General features: G+C 71.6%; 20 protein-coding genes. 12 read left to right on the forward strand and 8 right to left on the reverse strand.

All coding sequences use genetic code 11. The features are described from left to right. The first annotated feature begins 2 nt into the window (after positions 1–2). The 7 genes from KALB_RS14730 to KALB_RS14760 all read left to right on the forward strand — a co-directional run bounded on the left by KALB_RS14730 (position 3) and on the right by KALB_RS14760 (position 7,236). Positions 3–1,538, forward strand: a complete 1,536-nt coding sequence (locus tag KALB_RS14730; RefSeq protein ID WP_025356479.1) for an AMP-binding protein — start codon at positions 3–5, stop codon at positions 1,536–1,538. A 239-nt stretch (positions 1,539–1,777) separates the two neighbouring features. Next, positions 1,778–3,115, forward strand: a complete 1,338-nt coding sequence (locus KALB_RS14735; RefSeq protein ID WP_025356480.1) for an NlpC/P60 family protein — start codon at positions 1,778–1,780, stop codon at positions 3,113–3,115. Between the two features lie 9 nt (positions 3,116–3,124). Continuing rightward, complete coding sequence (locus tag KALB_RS14740; RefSeq protein WP_025356481.1) at positions 3,125–3,511, forward strand: MmcQ/YjbR family DNA-binding protein; 387 nt, start codon at positions 3,125–3,127, stop codon at positions 3,509–3,511. Beyond that, entirely contained in the window at positions 3,508–4,065 is a 558-nt protein-coding gene (gene mobA, locus KALB_RS14745) for a molybdenum cofactor guanylyltransferase (RefSeq protein WP_025356482.1), read from the forward strand. Before KALB_RS14740 ends, mobA begins: the two co-directional genes overlap by 4 nt. A 90-nt stretch (positions 4,066–4,155) precedes the next feature. After that, positions 4,156–5,253, forward strand: coding sequence for an AAA family ATPase (locus KALB_RS14750; protein ID WP_025356483.1), 1,098 nt, complete (start codon positions 4,156–4,158; stop codon positions 5,251–5,253). After that, on the forward strand, positions 5,250–6,182 hold the full coding sequence (locus tag KALB_RS14755; RefSeq protein ID WP_025356484.1) for a DUF58 domain-containing protein: 933 nt from the start codon (positions 5,250–5,252) through the stop codon (positions 6,180–6,182). The genes KALB_RS14750 and KALB_RS14755 overlap by 4 nt, the downstream gene beginning before the upstream one ends. Positions 6,183–6,255: 73 nt before the next feature. Next, a complete protein-coding gene (locus tag KALB_RS14760) occupies positions 6,256–7,236 on the forward strand; it encodes a VWA domain-containing protein (protein WP_025356485.1) in 981 nt (326 codons plus the stop codon). Between the two features lie 177 nt (positions 7,237–7,413). Here KALB_RS14760 and KALB_RS14765 read toward each other — a convergent pair whose 3' ends face one another. The 5 genes from KALB_RS14765 to KALB_RS14785 all read right to left on the reverse strand — a co-directional run bounded on the left by KALB_RS14765 (position 7,414) and on the right by KALB_RS14785 (position 11,401). Then, positions 7,414–7,698, reverse strand: coding sequence for a hypothetical protein (locus KALB_RS14765; RefSeq protein ID WP_025356486.1), 285 nt, complete (start codon positions 7,696–7,698; stop codon positions 7,414–7,416). 106 nt (positions 7,699–7,804) lie between these two features. Further along, positions 7,805–8,752 (reverse strand): TAXI family TRAP transporter solute-binding subunit, encoded by a 948-nt coding sequence (locus KALB_RS14770; protein ID WP_030111551.1) that lies wholly within the window; start codon positions 8,750–8,752, stop codon positions 7,805–7,807. Then, complete coding sequence (locus KALB_RS14775; RefSeq protein ID WP_025356488.1) at positions 8,749–10,140, reverse strand: HAMP domain-containing sensor histidine kinase; 1,392 nt, start codon at positions 10,138–10,140, stop codon at positions 8,749–8,751. Before KALB_RS14775 ends, KALB_RS14770 begins: the two co-directional genes overlap by 4 nt. Positions 10,141–10,142: 2 nt before the next feature. Continuing rightward, the gene (locus tag KALB_RS14780; protein WP_025356489.1) at positions 10,143–10,802 is read right to left on the reverse strand and encodes a response regulator transcription factor; all 660 of its coding nucleotides are present in this window, start codon (positions 10,800–10,802) and stop codon (positions 10,143–10,145) included. Continuing rightward, complete coding sequence (locus KALB_RS14785) at positions 10,802–11,401, reverse strand: TetR/AcrR family transcriptional regulator (protein WP_025356490.1); 600 nt, start codon at positions 11,399–11,401, stop codon at positions 10,802–10,804. The genes KALB_RS14780 and KALB_RS14785 overlap by 1 nt, the downstream gene beginning before the upstream one ends. Positions 11,402–11,529: 128 nt before the next feature. On the opposite strand from KALB_RS14785, the gene KALB_RS14790 reads away from it, so the two are divergent. From KALB_RS14790 to KALB_RS14800, 3 genes are all read left to right on the forward strand, one after another. Next, on the forward strand, positions 11,530–12,483 hold the full coding sequence (locus tag KALB_RS14790) for a lipase family alpha/beta hydrolase (RefSeq protein WP_025356491.1): 954 nt from the start codon (positions 11,530–11,532) through the stop codon (positions 12,481–12,483). Positions 12,484–12,536: 53 nt separating this feature from the next. Next, the gene (locus KALB_RS14795; RefSeq protein WP_025356492.1) at positions 12,537–12,989 is read left to right on the forward strand and encodes an NUDIX domain-containing protein; all 453 of its coding nucleotides are present in this window, start codon (positions 12,537–12,539) and stop codon (positions 12,987–12,989) included. 75 nt (positions 12,990–13,064) lie between these two features. After that, positions 13,065–14,384 (forward strand): MFS transporter, encoded by a 1,320-nt coding sequence (locus KALB_RS14800; RefSeq protein WP_025356493.1) that lies wholly within the window; start codon positions 13,065–13,067, stop codon positions 14,382–14,384. A 52-nt stretch (positions 14,385–14,436) separates the two neighbouring features. Here KALB_RS14800 and KALB_RS14805 read toward each other — a convergent pair whose 3' ends face one another. Beyond that, positions 14,437–14,805, reverse strand: a complete 369-nt coding sequence (locus KALB_RS14805) for a hypothetical protein (RefSeq protein ID WP_052360457.1) — start codon at positions 14,803–14,805, stop codon at positions 14,437–14,439. Positions 14,806–14,922: 117 nt separating this feature from the next. On the opposite strand from KALB_RS14805, the gene KALB_RS14810 reads away from it, so the two are divergent. Beyond that, the gene (locus tag KALB_RS14810) at positions 14,923–15,996 is read left to right on the forward strand and encodes a winged helix DNA-binding domain-containing protein (RefSeq protein WP_025356494.1); all 1,074 of its coding nucleotides are present in this window, start codon (positions 14,923–14,925) and stop codon (positions 15,994–15,996) included. Here the strand turns inward: KALB_RS14810 and KALB_RS14815 are convergent. Both KALB_RS14815 and KALB_RS14825 read right to left on the reverse strand, forming a co-directional pair. Next, the gene (locus KALB_RS14815; RefSeq protein WP_025356495.1) at positions 15,972–16,883 is read right to left on the reverse strand and encodes a bifunctional helix-turn-helix transcriptional regulator/GNAT family N-acetyltransferase; all 912 of its coding nucleotides are present in this window, start codon (positions 16,881–16,883) and stop codon (positions 15,972–15,974) included. The genes KALB_RS14810 and KALB_RS14815 overlap by 25 nt on opposite strands. A 313-nt stretch (positions 16,884–17,196) precedes the next feature. Next, positions 17,197–19,938 (reverse strand): FAD-binding and (Fe-S)-binding domain-containing protein, encoded by a 2,742-nt coding sequence (locus tag KALB_RS14825; RefSeq protein ID WP_025356497.1) that lies wholly within the window; start codon positions 19,936–19,938, stop codon positions 17,197–17,199. A 112-nt stretch (positions 19,939–20,050) separates the two neighbouring features. Between KALB_RS14825 and fabG the strand changes: the two genes are divergently transcribed. Next, entirely contained in the window at positions 20,051–20,755 is a 705-nt protein-coding gene (gene fabG, locus KALB_RS14830; RefSeq protein WP_025356498.1) for a 3-oxoacyl-[acyl-carrier-protein] reductase, read from the forward strand. Positions 20,756–20,782: the final 27 nt, after the last annotated feature.

The following is a 20,782-nucleotide window of genomic DNA, read 5'->3' on the forward strand; positions in this document are numbered from 1 at the left end:
GGATGCGGGTACCCCTCACCGTTGCGGATTTCCTGGACCGTGCCGAGACGGTCTTCCCGGACGGCACCGCCGTCGTCGACGAGCCGGTGCAACCGGCAGCGCCCGTCCAGACCACCACCTACCGCGAGTTCGGCCGCCGGGTCCGCGCCTGGCAGGCCGGACTGGACGAACTGGGCCTCGCCGAGGGCGAGCGGGTGGCCGTGGTCAGTCACAACTCGGCCCGGCTGATGGAGCTGCTGCACGCCGTGCCCGCCAGCGGGCGGGTCTGCGTGCCGGTCAACTTCCGGCTCAAGCCCGAGGAGGTCCGCTACATCGTCGAGCACAGCGGGGCCTCCCTGCTGCTGGTGGACCCGGAGCTGGACGAGGCCCTGGCCGGGATCGGCGCGCGGCACCGGGTCGTGCTCGGCGCGGACAGCGAGGCGCTGCTGCGCTTCGACACCGAGCCCAGGCCCTGGCGCGAGCCCGACGAGGACGCCACGGCGACCATCAACTACACCTCGGGCACCACCGCGCGGCCCAAGGGCGTGCAGTTGACCCACCGCAACATCTGGATCAACGCCGTCACCTTCGCCATGCACACCAGGGCCTGGGAGCGCGACGTCTATATGCACACCCTGCCGATGTTCCACTGCAACGGCTGGGGCATGCCCTTCGGGTTGGCGGGCCTGGGCGTCAAGCACGTGGTGCTGCGCAAGGTGGACGGCACCGAGATCCTGCGCCGGGTCGAGCAGCACGGGGTGACGCTGATGTGCGGGGCGCCCGCGGTGTGGAACGCCGTGCTGGACGCCGCCCAGTCCTGGACCGGGGAGATCCCCGGCCGCGACCGGGTCCGGGTCGTGTGCGCGGGCGCCCCGCCGCCGACCAGGACGATCGCCCGCATGCAGGACGAGCTGGGCTGGGAGTTCCAGCAGATCTACGGCCTGACCGAGACCTCCCCGCTGCTGACGTTCAACCGGACCCGCCCGCAGGACGTGGACCTGCCCGCCGAGGAGCGGGCCCGCAAGCTGTCGCGGGCGGGCGGACCAGCGCTGGGCGCGCGGCTGCGCATCGCGGAGTCGGGGGAGGTGCTGGCCCGCTCCAACGTGGTCATGGACGGGTACTGGACCAATCCGGAGGCCAGTGGGGAGGCGCTGGCCGAGGGCTGGTTCCACACCGGGGACGGCGGCTGGCTGGACTCCGAGGGCCACCTGGTGATCTCCGACCGGAAGAAGGACGTGATCATCACCGGCGGGGAGAACGTGTCCTCGATCGAGGTGGAGGACTGCCTGTTCAGCCATCCCGCGGTGGCCGAGGTCGCGGTGATCGGCGTGCCACACGAGAAGTGGGGCGAGACGATCAAGGCCCTGGTCGTGCTGGCTGAGGGCGCGCGGGCCGGGGAGGCCGAGTTGATCGCGCACTGCAAGGCGCGGCTGGCCGGGTACAAGGCGCCGACCAGCGTGGAGTTCCGGGAGGCGATCCCGCGCACGGCCACCGGCAAGATCCAGAAGTACAAGCTGCGCCAGACCTACTGGGAGGGCCGCGACCGCCAGGTCAACTGACCCGCGAGTCCCGCTCGCAGGACCACGAGTCCCGCTCGGCCGCAGTGGCTGGGCGGGACTCCTGCTACTCGGAGTGGCATTTGTGACACATGTGGTTGACGGTGGGTGAGTTTTTCCCGTGACGCCTGGCGGCAACGGGACGGGAGTGGCACAGTCGAACCACGCCCGGTTGACGCCGTTCGGATTACGACTGATTGAGCCGAACGGTCTAGCGCGCGCGGGCCCGGAGGTGGCTGGAGATGAACCGAGCAACGGTGCTTCGCGGGCTGGTGGCGAGCGGGTTGGCGCTGGTACTCGCGCTGAGCACGGTGGGCATGGGCCTGGCCGTGCCGCCCCCGCCGGGCAACCCCTCCGACTCCGACATCAGCGCGGGCCAGTCCCAGGTCAAGGACAAGGCCGCGCAGGTCGGGGACCTGACCAACCAGCTCGCCGCCGCCGACGCCCGGCTCACCCAGTTGCAGAGCCAGGTCGAGCAGAAGATGGAAGAGGTCAACAAGGCGCTGGTCGACCTCCAGGCCGCCCAGGAGGCCGCGCGCAAGGCCCAGGACGCGGCCAGCGCCGCCAAGGTGGAGGCCACCGCCGCCGGGGACGCCGTGGACCTGGCCCGGCACCAGCTCGACGAGTTCGCGGCGGCCAGTCTCCAGCAGGGCTCCGCGGTCGGCTCGGTCTCCGCGCTGATCGACGCCAACGACCCGAAGGACCTGATCGACCGGGCCCAGCTGCTCAGCGACATCAGCCGGTCCCAGCTGCGCGCCATGGACGTCATGCAGCGCGCCAACGTGGACAAGGCCAACAAGGAGTCGGCCAGCCGCAAGGCCCTGGACCTGGCCAAGCAGAAGCAGGACGAGGCGGCCATCGCCAAGAAGCGGGTCGACTCCGCGATGGCCGCCGCCGTAGCCGCGCGGCAGAGCCAGGCCGAGCAGACCAAGCAGTTGCAGTCAGCCAAGACCGAGGTGGAGAACCAGCTCGCCGCCGCCCAGGACAAGGTCAGCGACCTGCAGGCGCAGCGCCAGCGCTACCAGGACTGGCAGGAGCAGAAGCGCCGCGAGGACGAGGCTGCGGCACAGGCCGCCGCGCAGGCCGCCGCCGCGCGCCCGAGCGGGGGCGGCGGTGGTGGCGCCCCGGCGCCGAGGCCGGTGGCCGCCCCGTCCGGCAGCCGGGCGAACATCGTGGTGCAGCGGGCGATGGCCCAGCTCGGCATCACCTACGCGTGGGGCGGTGGCACGCCGAGCGGCCCCAGTCGCGGCATCTCCGACGGGGGCGGCGATGCCGACTACTTCGGTGACTACAACCGGATCGGGTTCGACTGCTCGGGCCTGATGGTCTACGCCTTCGCCGGGGTCGGCATCTACCTGCCGCACTACAGCGGCTACCAGTACTACGCCGGGCAGCACGTGCCGCTGTCCCAGATGGCCCCGGGGGACATGCTGTTCTACGGCAACCCCAGCAACATCCACCACGTGACCATGTACGTGGGCGGCGGGCAGATGATCGAGGCCCCGTACTCCGGCGGGGTGGTGCGGGTCGTGCCGGTGCGCTGGGGCGAGATCATGCCGTACGCCACCCGCATGCTCTAGGCTCCGGCCGTGGCCACCTGGGCGGACGTGCGCCGGATCGTCTCGGCGCTGCCCGAGACGAGCGAGACGACCTCACGAGGTCAGGCGCACTGGCGCGTGCGCGACAAGGGCGTCGTGTGGGAACGTCCGCTGCGCCAGTCGGACCTGAAGGCCCTCGGCGAGGACGCGCCGCAAGGCCCCATCCTCGGTGCCCGCGTCGCCGACCTCGGCGTCAAGGAGGCGCTGATCGCCGACGACCCGGCGGTCTACTTCACCATCCCGCACTTCGAGGGTTACCCGGCCGTACTGGTGCTGCTGGAGCGGATCGGCGAGGCCGAGCTGACCGAGCTGATCACCGAGGCCTGGCTGTGCCGCGCGCCGAAGACCCTGGTCAAGAAGTACCTCGAAGCGACATGACCCTCGCCGCCGTGGTGCTCGCCGGTGGTGGCGGCCGTCGTCTCGGCGGGGTGCACAAGCCCGGGCTGCTGGTCGGCGGCCGGACCCTGCTCGACCGCGCGCTGCACGCCGTGCCCGGGGCCGACCCGCTCGTGGTCGTCGGCCCGCGCACGCCCACCGGCATGCCGGTGACCTGGGCCAGGGAGGACCCACCCGGTGGCGGGCCGGTGGCCGGGTTGGCCGCCGGGCTGGCGCTGGTCGGTGCCGCCGAGTTCGTCGCGGTGCTGGCCGCCGACCTGGCCGGGATCCGCCCCAACACCGTGGCGCGACTGCGCGCCGCCCTGTCCCCGCAGGTGGACGGCGCCGTGCTGGTCGACGAGCAGGGGCACCCCCAGTGGCTCATCGGCTGCTGGCGGACCGGCTCCCTGCGCGCCGCACTGCCCGCCGACCCGGCCGGCCGCCCGCTGCGTTCGGTGCTCGGCGGGCTCGCGCTGGCGCGGGTCGCCGCCGAACCGGGCGAGTCCTCCGATGTGGACACGATCGAGGACCTGGAGCGGCACCGCGACGCGCCGTGACGGGCTTTACAGTGTTCCTACCGCCGGTCGGGTTACCTAGCGTTGGCGGATCACGCCGTCACCTGCCCTGCCTTAGTAGGAGGATCGCCAGTGGCCGAAGCTGAGAACGCCGAGGGCGCCACGGCGCCGAGCACCCCGGCGCGCGACGCTCAGCTGCTCGAACGCACCGTGTTCGAGGTCAAGCGCGTGATCGTCGGTCAGGACCGGCTGGTCGAGCGCATGCTGGTGGGTCTGCTGTCCAAGGGGCACCTGCTGCTGGAGGGCGTGCCCGGTGTGGCCAAGACCCTCGCGGTGGAGACCTTCGCCAAGGTGGTCGGCGGCACCTTCAGCCGCGTGCAGTTCACCCCCGACCTGGTGCCCGCCGACATCCTCGGCACCCGCATCTACCGCCAGGGCACCGAGACCTTCGACGTGGAGCTGGGCCCGGTCGTGGCCAACTTCGTGCTCGCCGACGAGATCAACCGGGCGCCCGCCAAGGTCCAGTCGGCGATGCTGGAGGTGATGGCCGAGCGGCACGTGTCCATCGGCGGCCAGACCTTCCCCATGCCCAGCCCGTTCCTGGTGCTGGCCACGCAGAACCCGATCGAGAACGAGGGCGTCTACCCGCTGCCCGAGGCCCAGCGTGACCGCTTCCTGTTCAAGATCGTCGTGGAGTACCCCACGGCCGAGGAGGAGCGGGAGATCGTCTACCGGATGGGCGTGACCGCGCCGGAGCCGCAGCAGGTGCTCGGCCCCGACGAGCTGGTCCGCCTCCAGGACGTGGCCTCCCGGGTGTTCGTGCACCACGCGCTGGTGGACTACGTGGTGCGCCTGGTGGTGGCCACCCGCTCGCCCGCCGACCACGGGCTGACCGACGTCGCCGGGTGGGTCGCCTACGGCGCCTCCCCGCGCGCCAGCCTGGGCATCGTCGCCGCCGCGCGGGCGCTGGCCCTGGTGCGCGGCCGGGACTACGTGCTGCCCCAGGACGTGGTCGACGTGGTGCCCGACGTGCTGCGCCACCGCCTGGTGCTGTCCTACGACGCCCTGGCCGACGGCGTGCCGCTGGACCACATCGTGGCCCGCGTGCTGCAGACCGTGCCGCTGCCGCAGGTCACCGCCCGGCCCGGCAACGGCCAGGCCGCCCCGCAGCAGCCCGTGCCCGGCGCCCCGCTGCCCCCGCCGCCCGCCGGTGTGATCGGCAGGCCATGACCGACCCGCGTCCCCGTTGGGCCCCGCCCGCACTGGACGAGAACCGGCTCGAACCGGCGCTGCGCACGTTGGAGATGGACGTGCGCCGCCGCCTGGACGGGCTGTTGCAGGGCAACCACCTCGGCCTGGTGCCCGGTCCGGGTACCGAACCGGGTGAGGCGCGCACCTACCAGCCCGGTGACGACGTGCGCCGGATGGACTGGGCCGTCACCGCACGCACGACGGTGCCGCACATCCGCGAGACCGTGGCCGATCGTGAGCTGGAGACCTGGCTCGCCGTCGACCTGTCGGCGAGCCTGGACTTCGGCACGGCCGCCTGCGAGAAGCGCGACCTGGCCGTGGCCGCCGTGGCCGCCTTCACCCACCTGACCGGGGGCGGCGGCAACCGGATCGGCGCCGTGCTGTCCACCGGGGAGCGGATCGACCGCGTCCCCGCGCGGGGCGGTCTCGCCCACGCCAGGGGCCTGGTGCGCCGCGTCGCGCAGACCCCGCGCGCCCCCGAGGGCGTTCGTGGCGATCTGGCCGTGCTGCTGGAGCAACTGCGTCGGCCGCCGCGCCGCCGGGGCCTGGTCGTTGTCGTCTCCGACTTCCTCGGCGAGCTGGACTGGCAGCGACCGCTGCGCGGGCTGTCCGCCCGGCACGACCTGGTCGCCGTCGAGGTGGTCGACCCGCGCGACGTGGACCTGCCCGAGGTGGGCACGGTCGTGCTCGCCGACCCGGAGAGCGGCAGGCAGCGCGAGGTGCACGTCTCCCCGTTGCTGCGCAGGGAGTTCGCCGCCGCCGCGGCCCACCACCGCTCCTCGGTGGCCGCCGGGCTGCGCCAGGCCGGGTGCGCGCACCTGGTGCTGCGCACCGACTCCGACTGGATCGCCGACGTGGTGCGGTTCGTGGTCGCTCGCAAGCGCAGGTGGTCCGGAGGGGTGGCGTGAGCGAGCTTGCGAGCTCACCATTGAGCACAGGGCTTCGGCGAATGCCGCCGCCGAGCGTCAGCGAGGCGGCAGCATGAGTCTTACCGGGTTCGCCGACCCGCTTTGGTTCCTGTTGCTGATCCTCGTCGCCGCGCTGGGCCTTGGCTACCTGTGGATGCTGCGGCGCCGTCGCCGCGACACGGCCCGCTACACCGATCTGTCCATGTTGGACCGTGTCGCCCCCGTGCGCCCCGGCTGGCAGCGGCACGTGCCGCCCGCGTTGTTGTTGGTGGCACTGGTGTTGCTCACCGTCGCACTGGCAGGTCCCACCGCTGAACTCAAGGTGCCGCGCAACCGGGCGACCGTCATGCTCACCGTGGACGTGTCCGAGTCCATGGCCGCCACGGACGTCGCGCCCTCGCGGCTGGCCGCCGCCCAGCAGGCCGCCAAGTCCTTTGTGGACAAGTTGACGCCCGGGGTCAACCTCGGACTCGTCTCCTTCGCCGGGTCCGCCACCGTGCTCGTCTCGCCCACCAACGACCGCGAGCAGGTACGCCAGGGCATCGACGCGCTCAAGCTCTCCCAGGGCACCGCCACCGGCGAGGCCATCGCCGCCGCCGTGCAGGCCGTGCAGTCCTTCGGCAAGCTGATCAGCGGGGTCGACGGCCCGCCGCCCGCCCGGATCGTGCTGATGAGTGACGGCAAGGAGAACACCCCCGCCGACCTCAACGCCGAGCGCGGGGCGTTCACCCAGGCCCGTGCCGCCAAGGCCGCGCAGATGCCCGTGTCCGCCATCTCCTTCGGCACCAGTGGCGGCAGCATCACCCAGGACGGCCAGTCCACCCCCGTGCCCGTCGACGAGGTGTCCATGCGCCAGATCGCCGCCCTGTCCGGCGGCGATTTCTACCGCGCCCAGGACGCCGGTCAGTTGCAGCAGGTCTACGGCACGCTCGCCGAGCAGATCGGCTACGAGACCAAGCAGGCCGACGCCAGCCGCTCCTGGCTCGTTCTCGGCGCCCTCACCGCCCTGGCCTCCGTCGCCGCCGCCCTCCTGCTCACCCAGCGACTTCCCTGAATCCGCACCGCTTCGTCATGAAGGGCACCTTCGTGACAGCACGGGGCGCACGCCTCGCCCCGCCCCACATGCCACGAAGGTGCCTTTTGGGACACCCAGCGTCATGAGGGGCACCTTCGTGACACCGGCCCAAGCTCGGCGCCCGCTCAGGTCCCGCGGCGCCGAGACGCGAGGCCCTCAGCCCCAGAACAACGTGCTGCTCAGCTCGGTCAAACGGGTGTTCGGGTCCACCAGGTACTCGACGCGCTGCTCGTTGACCTCGGCGTAGCGCTGTTCGCTCGCACGCGACGGGCGGACGGTCCAGTCGCCGCGGCCGCTCACGAAGTGGGGCAGGTAGCTGGCGTCCCACACGTGCCGCACGGCCTCGCCGAGCGTGGCGTCATCGGGCAGGGTGAGGGTCCACACGTGGCTGTGCGTGTCGTCACCGGCGTGCACGCTGACCCGGTCCACCAGGATCTCCATGCGGGCAGCGTATCCGGCTCGGCGGGACTCGGCTGACGGTTCAGCGGGACTCGGCCGCGGCTGGGCGGGACTCGCGTGCGGCTGGGCGGGACTCGCGGGGGTGGGGTCAGCCGTGCAGGGCGCGGTACGCCGCCGCGGCTCCGGGGTGCAGTGGCACGTCCACGGTGCCGATGAGGGTGCGCACGTCGAGGAACTGGGTGCCGAGCGCCTGCTGGGGCACGAGCTGGTCGGCGCGGTTGACCAGCACGCCGACCACGGCGGCGGCGACCTCGTCGGGCAGGGATGGCAGGCACACCAACAGGTTCGCGACGCCGATGGTGGGCACCTCGTGGACGAACTGGTAGCCGCCGCTGGGCACGGGCACCTGCTCGTACACGGCGCCGAAGCGGGCACGCATGCCGGGCAGCACCCCGTCCAGCGCCAGCAGGCGGATCCCGACGCGGGTGTCCAGTTCGGCCAGTTTCGGCGTGGGCACACCGCCGGACCACAGCACGGCGTCCACGGCGCGCGATTCCAGCGCGGCAACGGCATCGGCCAGCGCGAGGTGGCGCACGGCGAGCCGGATCCCGGCGACGTCCAGGATCCGCTCGCCGGTGAGTGAGGCGCCGGAACCGTTGGCGCCCAGCGAAATCGTGCGCCCGGCGAGATCGGCCACGGTCCGCACGGGGGAGTCGTTGCGCACGACCAGTTGCAGGTAGTTCTCGTACACGCGGCCCAGCGCGCACAGCTCCACCTTGCCCCGGAACGGATCCTGCCCGTTGACGGCGGCACGAGCGGTGTCGGTGAGCGCCAGGGCCATGTCGGCCTTGCCGCTGCGCAACAGGTCGATGTTGGCCAGGCTGGCGGGGGTCTCCAGCGCCTTGCCGTGCAGCAGCGGCTGGGCTGCGGACAACTGCTGGGCCAGCAACTGCCCGAACGCGAGGTAGAACCCGCCTTGTTCGCCGGCGGCGATGCCCACGGTGCGCTCCGACCCCTGGTAGCCCTCGGTGGTACATGCGCTGAGCAGGCCGATTCCCAGTGCTGCCAAGGCAGTTCGTCTGCCGACCTGTCTCATTCGCGCGCCTCCGGCAGCTCCACGACCACGGCGAACCCCTGCGGCTGGCGGTTCTCCAGCCGCAGGGTGCCCCCGCGCGCGGTCACCAGCGCCTGGGCGATCGGCAGGCCGAGCCCGGTGCCGCGGGCCCCTGCGGTGCTGGTGGAGCGCCAGAACCGCTCGGTGGCCATGGCCAGTTCCTCGGCGGGAAGACCAGGACCGTTGTCCGACACGGTGATCCGTACCGAACCGTCTATGTCCACACAGGACACCTCGATCCGTGCGCCGCGCCCCGAGTACTTGATCGCGTTGTCCACGGCCACGTCCAGCACCTGACCGAGATCGCTCTCCGAGCACTGCACGGCCAGGTCGGCGGTGATCTCCGCGGTCACCAGCTCGACCCCGGCCTGTTCCGCGGCGGGGGTCCACGCGTAGACCCCGGCCTCGACGACCTCGTCGGCCAGGCAGGACTCGCTGTCCCCGTCGGCGGCCAGCCTGGTGGCCGTGCTCTCCGCGGAGGCCATCGCCAGCAGACCGTCCAAAAGGGACTCCAGGCGTTCCACCTCGGCCACGGCACTGCGGTAGGACCGCTGCCCCTGCTCGTCCACGCGCGGGGCCAGCGAGTCCACCCGCAACCGCAGTGCTGCCATGGGGTTGCGCAGCTGGTGCGAGGCGTCGCTGATCAACCTGCGCTGCTGCTCGGCGGCTTCACTGACGGCGTCGGACATCCGGTTGAACTGCTCGGCCAGCGAGCGCATCTCCCGAGGACCGGCCTTGCCGGTGACGTGCGCCCAGCGCTCGCCCTCGGTCATGGCGCGCATACCGCGGGCGAGCTCGGCCATCGGCCGCAGCACCCACCGGGACAGCGCGAGCACCAGCAGCACGCAGCCCGCGGCGGCGGTCAGCGCACCGGCCACGATGGTCGACCAGCCCTTGGCCACGTCCTCGGCGGCGGCCCGCACGGAGGCGCGCAGCACCACGGCGCCCGCGACCCGGGTGCCGGTGCCCACGGGGCGGGCGAGCAGCACGTCCTCGGTGGACCAGGGCTGCACGGTCGGCACCGGGGGCGCGGGCTCGTTGCGCAGGGCGCCGTCGATCAGGTTGGTGACGGCGGGGTCGTCGAGGTGCATGCCGCCGGATTCCACCACGGCCTTACGCGCCGCATTGGCGACCACGACCGGCTCGCCGTACAGGGAGGAGTAGCGCAGCACCTCCGCGACCAGCTGTCCCGAATCACCCGTGGTGTCGGCCTGTTGGGCGAGCACGGCGAACCGGTCCAGGTCGGCGTTGCGGCTGATCAGCAACTGCTGGGTGCGCTCGCTGGCGGTCACCATCAGCAGCGGCCAGGCGAACGCGGCCACGGCCGTCGCGGAGAAGGCCAGCAGCACCACGAGCAGCCGGGTGCGCACCGCTAGCCGTCCAACCGGTAGCCGAAGCCTCGGATGGTGGTGAGCAGCCCCGGGCGGCGCAGCTTGCCGCGCAACTGGGCCACGTGCACGTCCAGGGAACGGGAGATCGCCAGGTAGGCATCGCCCCACACCTCGTCCATCAGCTGCTGGCGGCTGACCGCGGTGCCGCGCCTGCTGGCCAGCGCGGCGAGCACGTCGAACTCCTTGGAGGTCAACGCGATCAGCTCGCTGCCCACGTGCACCTGCCTGGCGTGCAGGTCGATCCGCACGTCGCCGACCTGCACGGTGCCCTGATCGGCACCGCCCCGGGCGGTGGCCCGCCGGGTGACGGCCTCGATCCTGGCCAGCAGCTCGGCCAGCCGTACCGGCTTGACCAGGTAGTCGTCGGCGCCCAGGCGGAGTCCGCGCACCACCGAGCGCTCGTCGCTGCGCGCGGTCAGCACCAGCACCGGCAGGTCGGTGACCTTGCGCAGCTTGCGCAGCACGTCCAGGCCGTCCCCGTCGGGCAGCCCGAGGTCGAGCAGCACGATGTCGGCGTTGTGGTGCCGGGTCAGCGCGTCGGCGCCCCGGTGCAGCCGCGTCGGCTGGTGGCCCGCCGCACCCAGTGCGTCGACCAGCGCGCCCGCGACCCCGTCGTCGTCCTCGACCAGCAGCACCCGCATCAGTCGGTCCCCGCCAGGGTCAGCAGCATGCGCCGGGCCAGCTGCAACTGTGCCTCGGCCTGCTCGGGGCGCGGGTCCACCCCGGTGATCAGGGCCTCGCCGGAGAACAGGTGGACCATCATGTGCACCACGTTCTCCCTGTGCTCCGGCGGTAGCGGCGCGAGCACCCCGGCGTGCTCCGCGTCGGCGAAGATCGCCGAATAGTAGCGGTGGATCGTCGGCCTGACACGGGAACGCAGTTCCTGCTCGGTGCGTGCGGCGATCAGCACCTCGCGCAGCACGTGGGTCAGCGGGGACCCGGTGGCCTGGCGCAGGAAGCGCAGCGAGGCCGTGATCACGTCCTCCTCGGCGGCCAGCGCGGCCAGGTGTTCGCGGAAGTGCGCCAGGTGCCGCGCGACGACCTCCTCCACGGCGGCCACGACCAGGTCCAGCCTGCTGTCGAACTGGCGGAACATCGCGCCGACCGAGAGCCCGGCCCGCCCGCAGATCGCCTGCACCGAGGTGCGGTGGTAGCCCAGCTCCACGATGGCGCTGATCGTGGCGTCCACCAGCTTGGCCACGGTGGCCTCGCGGCGCTCCTGCTGGGTGCGTCGGGTCATGGCTGTGGATTCTCGCCGACGAACGAGCGAAATGGTCATTGACGGTGTCCGCCGGGGCGTGGTCCAGTAAGGAAACGATCACTTCCTATGTGATCGGCTCCTTCTCACCGTCGAGAGGACAACGACCCATGCGCGCTCTGCGATGGGCTGGACCCGTCGTGATCATGGTCGCGGCGCTCGTCTCCCTGCTGGCCGGTCCCGCCGCCGCGGCGACCAGCCAGGTCCGGTTCAAGGTCACCTACGGACTTGCCGGTGGCCTCGGCGCCATCCAGCACACGCTGGACCTGACCAGCTCCCCTCCTGGCGGCAACGACTTCTCCTGCAAGCCGGGCAGCCAACACCCCAACCCGGTCGTGCTGGTGCACGGCGCGGGCGCGAACCAGGCGCTGAACTGGCACGTGTTCGCGCCGATGCTGGCCAACAACGGGTACTGCGTGTTCTCGCTGACCTACGGGCTCAACGGGCGCGTGCCGGTCGGCGGCATGGCGGCCATGCAGACCAGTGCCAGCAAGGACCTCGCCCCGTTCATCGACAAGGTGCTCGCGGCCACCGGGGCCGCCAAGGTCGACCTGGTCGGCCACTCCGAGGGCACCGTCATGCCGCGCTACTACCTGCGCTACCTGGGCGGGGCGGAGAAGGTGGACAAGTACGTGGCGATGACCCCGCTCTACCAGGGCAGCAACGTGCTGGGCCTGGCCAACCTGTACCAGCTGGCGGAGAAGCTGGGGCTGCGCCCGGTGGTCGACCCGCTCATCGGCGCGGTCTCCGAGTCCGGCCCGCAGTTCCTGACCGGCTCGGACTTCCTCAACTCGGTCAACTCCGGCGAGGCGTTCCCGCACCAGGTGCACTTCACCACCATCGTCACCAGGTACGACGAGGCCGTGGTGCCCTACACCAGCGGCATCGCCCCGGCCGGTCCGAACATCACCAACCTGGTGTTGCAGGACCAGTGCCCGACCGACCTCAGCGAGCACGTCCTGGAGGCCGTGGACCCGGTCGTCGGCCAGGACATCCTCAACGCGCTGGACCCGGCGCACGCCGTGCCGGTCAACTGCTTCGGCCTGCCCCGCAACAGCGGCTGAACCCGGGGGTGCCCGCCCGGCCGGGCGGGCACCCCGCCGCTACCATCCGGCACGTGCCCGACCGCCACCTGATCGACGTGCACCTGCTGCTGATCCGCGGTGAGCAGGTGCTGCTGAGCAGGCGCCGCGACCCGATCCCGGCCTTCGACGGCCAGTGGCACCTGCCCTCCGGCAAGCTCGACGCGGGCGAGTCGGTGCTGGCCGCCGCGGCACGTGAGGCGCTGGAGGAGGTCGGCGTGCGCATCGACCAGGCCGACCTGAGCCTGGTGCACACCCGGCACGTCACCGCCAGCGGCCTGGAACCGCGCCTGGGCCTGTTCTTCGCCACGACCCGGTGGGCGGGCGAGCCGGTCAACCGGGAGCCCGCGAAGTGCTCGGAACTGGGCTGGTTCGAGCTGCGCGAGCTGCCCACCCCGCTGATCGAGTACTCGGCGGGCGGCATCCGCGGCTACCTGGACGGGACCCCGTTCGGCCTAGCCGGGTGGCCCAACCCTAAGCGGCTGTAAACAAACCAGCCCGCGCCTTGCCCCGTCCGCCGGTGAGCGGTGATCGTGAGCCCGGTCACCAGGGAGGGCAGGGCAATGAGTCTGGACGTCAACGCGGACGTGAGCGGCAAACGGTCGGAGCGCCGGGTCATCGGCAACGTGCTGCGCGGGTCGATGGGCAACCTGATCGAGTGGTACGACTGGTACGCCTACACCGCGTTCACCATCTACTTCGCCAAGGTGTTCTTCCCCGCTGGCGACCAGACCGCGCAGTTGCTCAACACCGCGGGCGTGTTCGCGGTCGGCTTCCTGATGCGCCCCATCGGCGGCTGGCTCATGGGCCGCTACGCCGACCGGTTCGGCCGCCGCGCCGCGCTGACCCTCTCGGTCACGCTGATGGCGGCGGGCTCGCTGATCATCGCCTTCACGCCCGGCTACGCCACGATCGGCGTGGCCGCCCCGGTCGTGCTGGTGCTGGCCCGCCTGTTGCAGGGCATCTCGGTCGGCGGTGAGTACGCCACCTCCGCCACGTACCTGTCCGAGGTGGCCACCGAGGGCAAGCGCGGTTACTACTCCAGCTTCCAGTACGTGACGCTGACCGGCGGCCAGCTCCTCGCGCTCGGCGTGCAGATCGTCTTGCAACAACTCCTGAGCAAAGAGGAGATGGGCTCCTGGGGCTGGCGCATCGCCTTCGTCATCGGTGCGCTGGGCGCGGCCGTGGTGATGTACCTGCGGGCCACCATGGACGAGTCGGAGAACTATCTTCGCGAGTTGAACAAAGACGCGGCACGCGGCAACCGGGGTACGCTGCGCACCCTGTTGCAGTACCCCAAGGAGTGCCTGCTGGTCTGCGGGCTGACCCTGGGCGGCACGGTGGCCTTCTACACCTACACCACCTACCTGCAGAAGTTCATGGTGAACACCAGCAAGATCAACGAGGTCACGGCGAGCTGGATCAACTTCTTCGCCCTGCTGGTCTTCGTGGTGCTCCAGCCCATCGCGGGCCGGTTCTCCGACCGCGTCGGCCGACGCCCGCTGCTGCTGTTCTTCGGTGTCGCGGGCACCCTGCTCACCGTGCCGCTGCTGACCGTGCTCTCCGGCACCCAGCAGCCCGTGATCGCCTTCCTGATCATGCTGGGCTCGCTGGTGATCGTCACCGGCTACACCTCGATCAACGCCATCGTGAAGGCTGAGCTGTTCCCGACCAAGATCCGCGCACTGGGGGTCGGCCTGCCCTACGCGCTGACCGTCGCGATCTTCGGCGGTACGGCGGAGTACATCGCGCTGTGGCTCAAGCAGGCCGGGCACGAGACGGTCTTCTTCTACTACGTCGCGGGCTGCATCCTGGTGTCGCTGATCGTCTACCTGACGATGCGGGAGACCTCGAAGGACTCGGTGCTCGACACGAAGGACTGAGTCCGCTCATGCGTGCCGGTCGTCCACGTGGGGAGGGGACGACCGGCACGTCTCACGTGCGCAGGCCCGCCACCAGCAGGTCGGCGACCAGGTCCGCGTGCCGCTGTGCGTCCACGGTGTCGCCGAACCGCCTGGCCAGCGGCTCGTTGCTGAACGGGGCGGCGGCCCCGTGCGCCAGCAGGAAGAACAGTGTGCTGGCGGGGATCTCGCGCACGTAGGTCTCGAAGAGGTAGTCCAGCCGCCCGCTGTCCAGCCCGGCCTCGGTGTTCATCAGCCGCAACAGGTCGGGGTGCCGTGCGGAGAACAGCAGGAACCCGCGCACCGCCTCGCGGAGCTGGTCCAGCGGATCGGCAGACTCGTCCACCTCGAAGCCCACCTCGGCGGCCAGCCTGCCGAAGGCCCAGTCCACGTGGCCCGCCACAGTTGTTGCTTGCTGCCGAAGCGCTGGTGGATCAGGTTGTGGCTGACGCCGAGCTCGCGGTTGAGGGTGCGGGGTCGGGACACGCCGTCACTGTACTGGCCGGTCTAGGATGCGGCGGTGAAGCGCGTGTCGCACCGCGAGTTGGCGGTCGCCTCCCTGGCCAGGCAGATGCTGCTGGAGCGGCAGTCGGTGCCGGTGGCCACGGCGGTGCGCAGGCTGGCCGCCCTACAGGCCCAGTACTCGCCATCCCCTTACGTGGCACTGTTCTCACGACTCGCGGGCTTCTCGCCCGCACAGTTGGAGGGTGCGCTGCGCCGGGGCAGCGTGGTCAAGTCCACGCTGATGCGCGGCACCCTGCACCTGGTGTCCGCCGCGGACTACCCGTCCTTCGCCGTGGCCTACCACCAGCAGGCTCGGGCCGAGTTCCGTGGCAAGTACCGCAACGCCGTGTGGGACGAGCAGGCGGTGCACCGCGCGCTGGTCGAGTTCACCGCCGTGCCCCGCAGCACCGACGAGATCCGCGAGCGGGTGGGGGAGCTGTGCGGGGACGTCATCGCCGCCAACGACCTGCTCAACTGCGCGCGGGCACTGGTGCCGATGCGGCACGTGTACCCGTCCGGAGCTTGGCGCCAGCACGGCAAGTTCTCCCTGGTGGCCTGGCCCGAGCACACCCTGCCGCCCGAGCCCGCGGCCACCGCCCTGCTGGTGCGCCGCTACCTCGCCGCGTTCGGCCCGGCCAGCCGCGAGGACCTCGCCGCCTTCACCTACCTGCGCTACAAGCAACTCGACCCCGCGCTGGGCACGGACCTGGTGCGGCTGACCGATCCCGACGGCCGCGAGCTGCTCGACCTGCCCCGCGCCCCGCGTCCGGCCGAGGACATCGTTGTGCCCGTTCGGTTCCTGCCCAAGTGGGACGCCGCGATCCTGTCCTACAGGGACCGCTCGCGCATCCTGCCCGCCGAGCACGCCAGCCGCGTGATCGTCAAGGTCAACGGCCAGTTCCTCGCCAGCTACCTCGTCGACGGGCTCGTCGCTGGCACCTGGACCGCCGTGCGCGAGGGGCCGGTCTCCACCGTCATCCTCACCCCGTTCACCGCCAAGGTACCCGCCGAGGTCGAGCGCGAAGCCCTTGGCCTGTCACGGTTCCTCGAACCCGACGCGGCCGATCACAAGGTCATCGCCCAGTTCTGAGCCACCTGGCCGCTGCCGTAGTCCGCGTGCTCGTACTCGTCCACCAGCGTGAAACCCGCGCGCTGGTAGATGTGCCGCGCCGTCGACAGCGAGTTGTCCGTGTACAGCACCATGTCCCGGTACCCGGCCGTCCTCGCGAACCTGACGCACTCCTCGACCAGGCGCGACCCCAGCCCCATGCCCCGCGCCGCCGGTTCCACCAGCAACATGCGCAGCTGCGCCGTCATGTCGTCCTTGTGCACGCAGAACACGCAGCCCGCGCGCTGCCCGTCCACCTCCGCGATCCACCCGGCGTCCCTGCGCGGGTCGAACCCGGTGAGGTAGTCCGCCGCGATCCGCGCGACCATCGCCTCGAACCGCTCGTCCCAGCCGTACTCCTCCGCGTAGCGCACCCCGTGCCGGTGCACCACCCAGCCCAGGTCCCCCGGCCTCGGCGCCCGCAGCACGTAGCCCGCTGCCCGGTGGCCTCCGCCCAGCAGCCGCTGGATCCTGGCCATCGCGCCCAGCAGTTCGCGCTGCTCCTCCTCCGACAGGTCCGCCAGCAGCGCGCCGACCCGGTCCACCGTGCGCTCCTCCAACAGGTCGTGCGCCTCGTGCCCCGGCCCCAGCAGCCGCACCACCTGCCGCCGCGCGTCCTGCTCGTCGCGCTGCCGGGCCACCAGCCCGTCCGCCTCGAACCTGGCCAGCAGCCTGCTCAGGTAGCCCGCGTCCAGGTCCAGCCCGCGCCGCAGTTCCGGCACCGGCACCGACTCCCGCTGCGCCAGTTCGAAGATCAGCCGTGACTCGGTCAGCGAGTAGGGCGTGTCCAGGTGCACCTCGCCCAGGGCGCCGACCACGCCGGTGTAGAAGCGGTTGAAGGCCCGCACCTCGCTGACCCGATCACCCATCGTTGACCACCTCAACAGATCCATTGACTGAGTCAACGATACGCGGGTGTCAAGCCTCGGGTGCCCCGGCTCCTCGCGCCGTGAAGGTGGCACGGAGGCTCGCTCGCCCCACCGCCATGAAGGGGCCCCTTGGGACGCCCAGTGTCGTGAAGGGCACCTTCATGATGTTGTGGGCCGCTATGGCTTCAGTGACGATCAAATCTTGCGGAGCGTAGGTCGTTCCTGTCATGAAGGTGCCGTTCAGGACGTTCAACGTCTCAAAGGGCACCTTCATGACGTTCGGGCGGTGGCGTGAGCCGCTCACGCCACCCGCTCAGCGGCGCAGGTCGAACGCCTCGGCGAGCAGGGTGGCGAGGTGGGTGCCGGGGCGGTCGGTGGTGTGGGCGAGCTGGGTGCGGCAGCTGAAGCCGTCGGCGAGGATCGCGGTGTCGGGGGCGGCGGCGCGCACGGCGGGGGCGAGGGCGAGTTCGGCGGCGCCGACGGACACCTCGTAGTGGCCGCGCTCGAAGCCGAAGTTGCCCGCGAGCCCGCAGCACCCGGCGTCGAGCACCTGGGCGTCGACCCCGGCGGCGGCCAGCACCGTGCGGTCGGCGTCCACGCCGAGTTCGGCGTACTGATGGCAATGTGGCTGCATCAAAGCCTTGCGGGGCAACGAGGGTGCGGGCCAATCGTCCACAGTGGGCGCGAGCTGCTCGGCGAGCGTGCGGGTCCGCCGGGCGAGGCGGCGCACGGCGGGGTCCTCGGGCAACAGCTCCAGCGCGTCGTTGCGGAGGAACGCCGTGCAACTGGGTTCCAGACCCACCACGGGATCGGTGCCGTCCAGCAGGCGGGCGGTGCGGCGCAGCACCCGGCGAGCCGTGCCGAGCTGCCCGGTGGACATCCAGGTCAGCCCGCAGCACACTCGCTGGCGGGGCACGGTGACGGCGAAGCCGAGGTGTTCCAGCACGGCGAGCGCGTCGGCGCCGACCTCGGGGGAGAAGCGGTTGGTGAAGGTGTCGGGGAACAGCACAACCCCTTGGGACACGGCTTTGTTCACGACTTGGGCCTGGAAGCTGCGCGGGGCGACGGCGGGCACGGTGCGTTCGGGTGCGATGCCGCCGAGGCGCTTGACCAGTGCGGAGCCGCGGACGGCGTTGATCAGCCGCGCGGGCGTGATCGCGAGCCAGAGCGGGAGCCAGCCCATGGAGTAGTGGGATGCGGGCCGCGGCCTGCCCCGGTAGTGCCGGTGCAGGAACTCCGCCTTGTACGCGGCCATGTCCACGTCCACCGGGCAGTCCCGCTTGCAGCCCTTGCAGGACAGGCACAGGTCCAGCGCGTCACGGACCTCGCGCGAGCGCCACCCGCCGGGCACGACCTCGCCCGCGAGCATCTCGAACAACAACCGGGCACGGCCACGGGTGGAGTGCTGCTCCTGCCGCGTCACGCGGTAGCTCGGGCACATCACCCCGCCGCCGGCGGCCAGGCACTTGCCAACGCCCACGCAGCGCCGCGTGGCGGCGGCCAGGTCGCCGCCGTCGGCGTGCAGTGCGAGCGAGGTCCTGGTCGGCAGCTTGGCCGGGGCGATGACCACGCGCAGGTCGGCGTCCAGCGGCAGCGGGTCCACGATGCGGCCCGGGTTCATCAGCCCGCGCGGGTCGAACACCGACTTGAACCGGGCGAAGGCCGCCATCACCTCCGGCGGGTACATCCTCGGCAGCAGCTCCGACCTGGCCTGCCCGTCACCGTGCTCGCCCGACAGCGAGCCGCCGTGCGAGACCACCAGGTCGGCGGCTTCTTCCATGAACTGGCGAAAGCCCGGTCCGCGCAGGTCGAAGTCGATGCGCACGTGCAGGCAGCCGTCCCCGTAGTGCCCGTAGGTGGGGCCGCGCCTGCCGTGCCTGCCCAGCAGGGCGTCGAACTCGCGCAGGTAGGCGCCCAGCCGCTCGGGCGGCACCGCCGCGTCCTCCCAGCCCGACCACGCCTCGGCCCCGTCGGCGGTGCGGGTGACCAGCCCGGCGCCGTCCTCGCGGATGCGCCACAGGGCCCGGGCCCGAGCGGGATCGGACACGATCACCGAGCCGGTGGCACCCGGCATCGCCGCCACCACGCGGTGTGCCGCCTCGGCGCTGGCGGTCTCCACGAACAGCCAGCTCTGGCCCGCGGGCAGCGCGGCCAGGCCCGGGGTGTGCGGTTTGCGCATACGCACCACGTCGACCAGTTCGCCGTTGATGCCCTCGATGGCCAGCGCGTCCAGGGACAGCAGCGCCACGACCTGGTCGGCGGCGGCGTAGGCGTCGGGGAAGCCCAGCACGACCAGGGTGCGCTCGCGGGGCAGTTCGACCAGCCGCAGGGTCGCGCCGAGCAACGTCACGCAGGTGCCCTCGCTGCCGACCAGCGCACGGCCAAGGTGGAAGCCGTTCTCGGGCAGCAGCTGGTCCAGGTTGTAGCCGGAGACCCGGCGGGTGAGCCGCGGGAACCCGGCCCGCACCGCCTCCGCCGAGGTGCTCATCACCTCGCGCAGCGCCCCGTGCACGGGGGACTCGTCGGTGCCCGCGGTGAACCGGGTGCCGTCCGGCAGCAGCACGTCCAGGGACTCGACGTTGTCCACGGTCCTGCCGAAGGCCACCGAGTGCGCCCCGCACGCGTTGTTGCCGATCATGCCGCCGAGCGTGCAGCGGCTGTGCGTGGACGGGTCGGGGCCGAAGGTCAGCCCGTGCCGACCGGCTTCGGCGTTGAGCGTGTCCAGCACCACACCTGGCCGCACGGTGGCCAGGCGCCGCTCCGGATCAACATTCAGCACTTGGTTCAAGTGTCGAGAGAAGTCGAGTACGAGCCCCGTGCCGCAGGAGTTGCCCGCGATGCTGGTGCCCGCACCCCGGTTGGTGATCGGCACGCCCAACTCGGCCGCCACACCCACCGCGGCCAGCACGGCCTGCGGGGTGCGCGGGCACACCACCACCTGCGGGACGTGCCGGTAGTTGGAGGCGTCGGCGGCGTACACCGCCCGTGCGGTGGCATCGGCCAGCACGTCCCCGTCCACCTCGGCACGTAGCCGCGAGATCAACCCGGTCGCCATGTGCAATCCCTACCAAATCCGCGCGTCTTCTCTGGCCACGCCGATGCGTCGGCCGCAGGCCCGTGCAGATAGCCTGCCCTGCAGACACCCCCCAGCGAGTCGAGGAGCATCTGTGGCACGGTCGGTACTGGTCACCGGCGGCAACCGCGGCATCGGACTGGCCATCGCCAGGGCCTTCGCGGCCCAGGGCGACAAGGTCGCGATCACCCACCGGGGCTCCGGTGCTCCGGAGGGCCTGTTCGGGGTGAAGTGCGACGTCACCGACGCCGAGCAGATCGACACGGCCTTCGCCGAGGTCGAGGCGCACCAGGGCGCGGTCGAGGTGCTCGTGGCCAACGCGGGCATCACCGACGACACGCTGCTCATGCGCATGTCCGAGGACCAGTTCACCCGGGTGCTCGACGCCAACCTGACCGGGGCCTACCGGGTCACCAAGCGCGCCTCCCGCGCCATGCTGCGCGCCCGCTGGGGCCGGATCATCTACATCTCCTCGGTGGTGGGCCTGCTCGGTTCACCCGGTCAGGTCAACTACGCGGCCAGCAAGGCCGGGCTGGTCGGCATGGCCCGCTCGATCAGCCGTGAGCTGGGCACCCGCAACATCACCGCCAACGTGGTCGCGCCCGGCTTCGTGCGCACCGACATGACCGACGCGCTGCCCGAGGAGCGCAAGCAGCAGATCCTCGGCACGATCCCGGCCGGGCGCTACGCCGAGCCCGACGAGGTCGCCGCCGCGGTCACCTACCTGGCCTCCGACGCCGCGGGCTACGTCACCGGCGCGGTGCTGCCGGTCGACGGCGGCCTCGGCATGGGCCACTGACCTCCACCACACGTACGAAAGGACCGG

Source organism: Kutzneria viridogrisea DSM 43870 (assembly GCF_000525635.1).
Lineage (GTDB): Bacteria > Actinomycetota > Actinomycetes > Mycobacteriales > Pseudonocardiaceae > Kutzneria > Kutzneria viridogrisea.

Excerpts from the sequence above, each read along its gene's own strand:
- KALB_RS14755 (WP_025356484.1), top strand. The coding sequence starts at position 5,250 with ATGACCGACCCGCGTCCCCGTTGGGCCCCGCCCGCACTGGACGAGAAC.
- KALB_RS14815 (WP_025356495.1), bottom strand. The coding sequence starts at position 16,883 with ATGGGTGATCGGGTCAGCGAGGTGCGGGCCTTCAACCGCTTCTACACC.
- KALB_RS14800 (WP_025356493.1), top strand. The coding sequence starts at position 13,065 with ATGAGTCTGGACGTCAACGCGGACGTGAGCGGCAAACGGTCGGAGCGC.
- KALB_RS14730 (WP_025356479.1), top strand. The coding sequence starts at position 3 with ATGCGGGTACCCCTCACCGTTGCGGATTTCCTGGACCGTGCCGAGACG.
- KALB_RS14770 (WP_030111551.1), bottom strand. The coding sequence starts at position 8,752 with ATGAGACAGGTCGGCAGACGAACTGCCTTGGCAGCACTGGGAATCGGC.
- KALB_RS14765 (WP_025356486.1), bottom strand. The coding sequence starts at position 7,698 with ATGGAGATCCTGGTGGACCGGGTCAGCGTGCACGCCGGTGACGACACG.
- KALB_RS14760 (WP_025356485.1), top strand. The coding sequence starts at position 6,256 with ATGAGTCTTACCGGGTTCGCCGACCCGCTTTGGTTCCTGTTGCTGATC.
- KALB_RS14790 (WP_025356491.1), top strand. The coding sequence starts at position 11,530 with ATGCGCGCTCTGCGATGGGCTGGACCCGTCGTGATCATGGTCGCGGCG.
- KALB_RS14825 (WP_025356497.1), bottom strand. The coding sequence starts at position 19,938 with ATGGCGACCGGGTTGATCTCGCGGCTACGTGCCGAGGTGGACGGGGAC.
- KALB_RS14780 (WP_025356489.1), bottom strand. The coding sequence starts at position 10,802 with ATGCGGGTGCTGCTGGTCGAGGACGACGACGGGGTCGCGGGCGCGCTG.
- mobA (WP_025356482.1), top strand. The coding sequence starts at position 3,508 with ATGACCCTCGCCGCCGTGGTGCTCGCCGGTGGTGGCGGCCGTCGTCTC.
- KALB_RS14785 (WP_025356490.1), bottom strand. The coding sequence starts at position 11,401 with ATGACCCGACGCACCCAGCAGGAGCGCCGCGAGGCCACCGTGGCCAAG.
- KALB_RS14735 (WP_025356480.1), top strand. The coding sequence starts at position 1,778 with ATGAACCGAGCAACGGTGCTTCGCGGGCTGGTGGCGAGCGGGTTGGCG.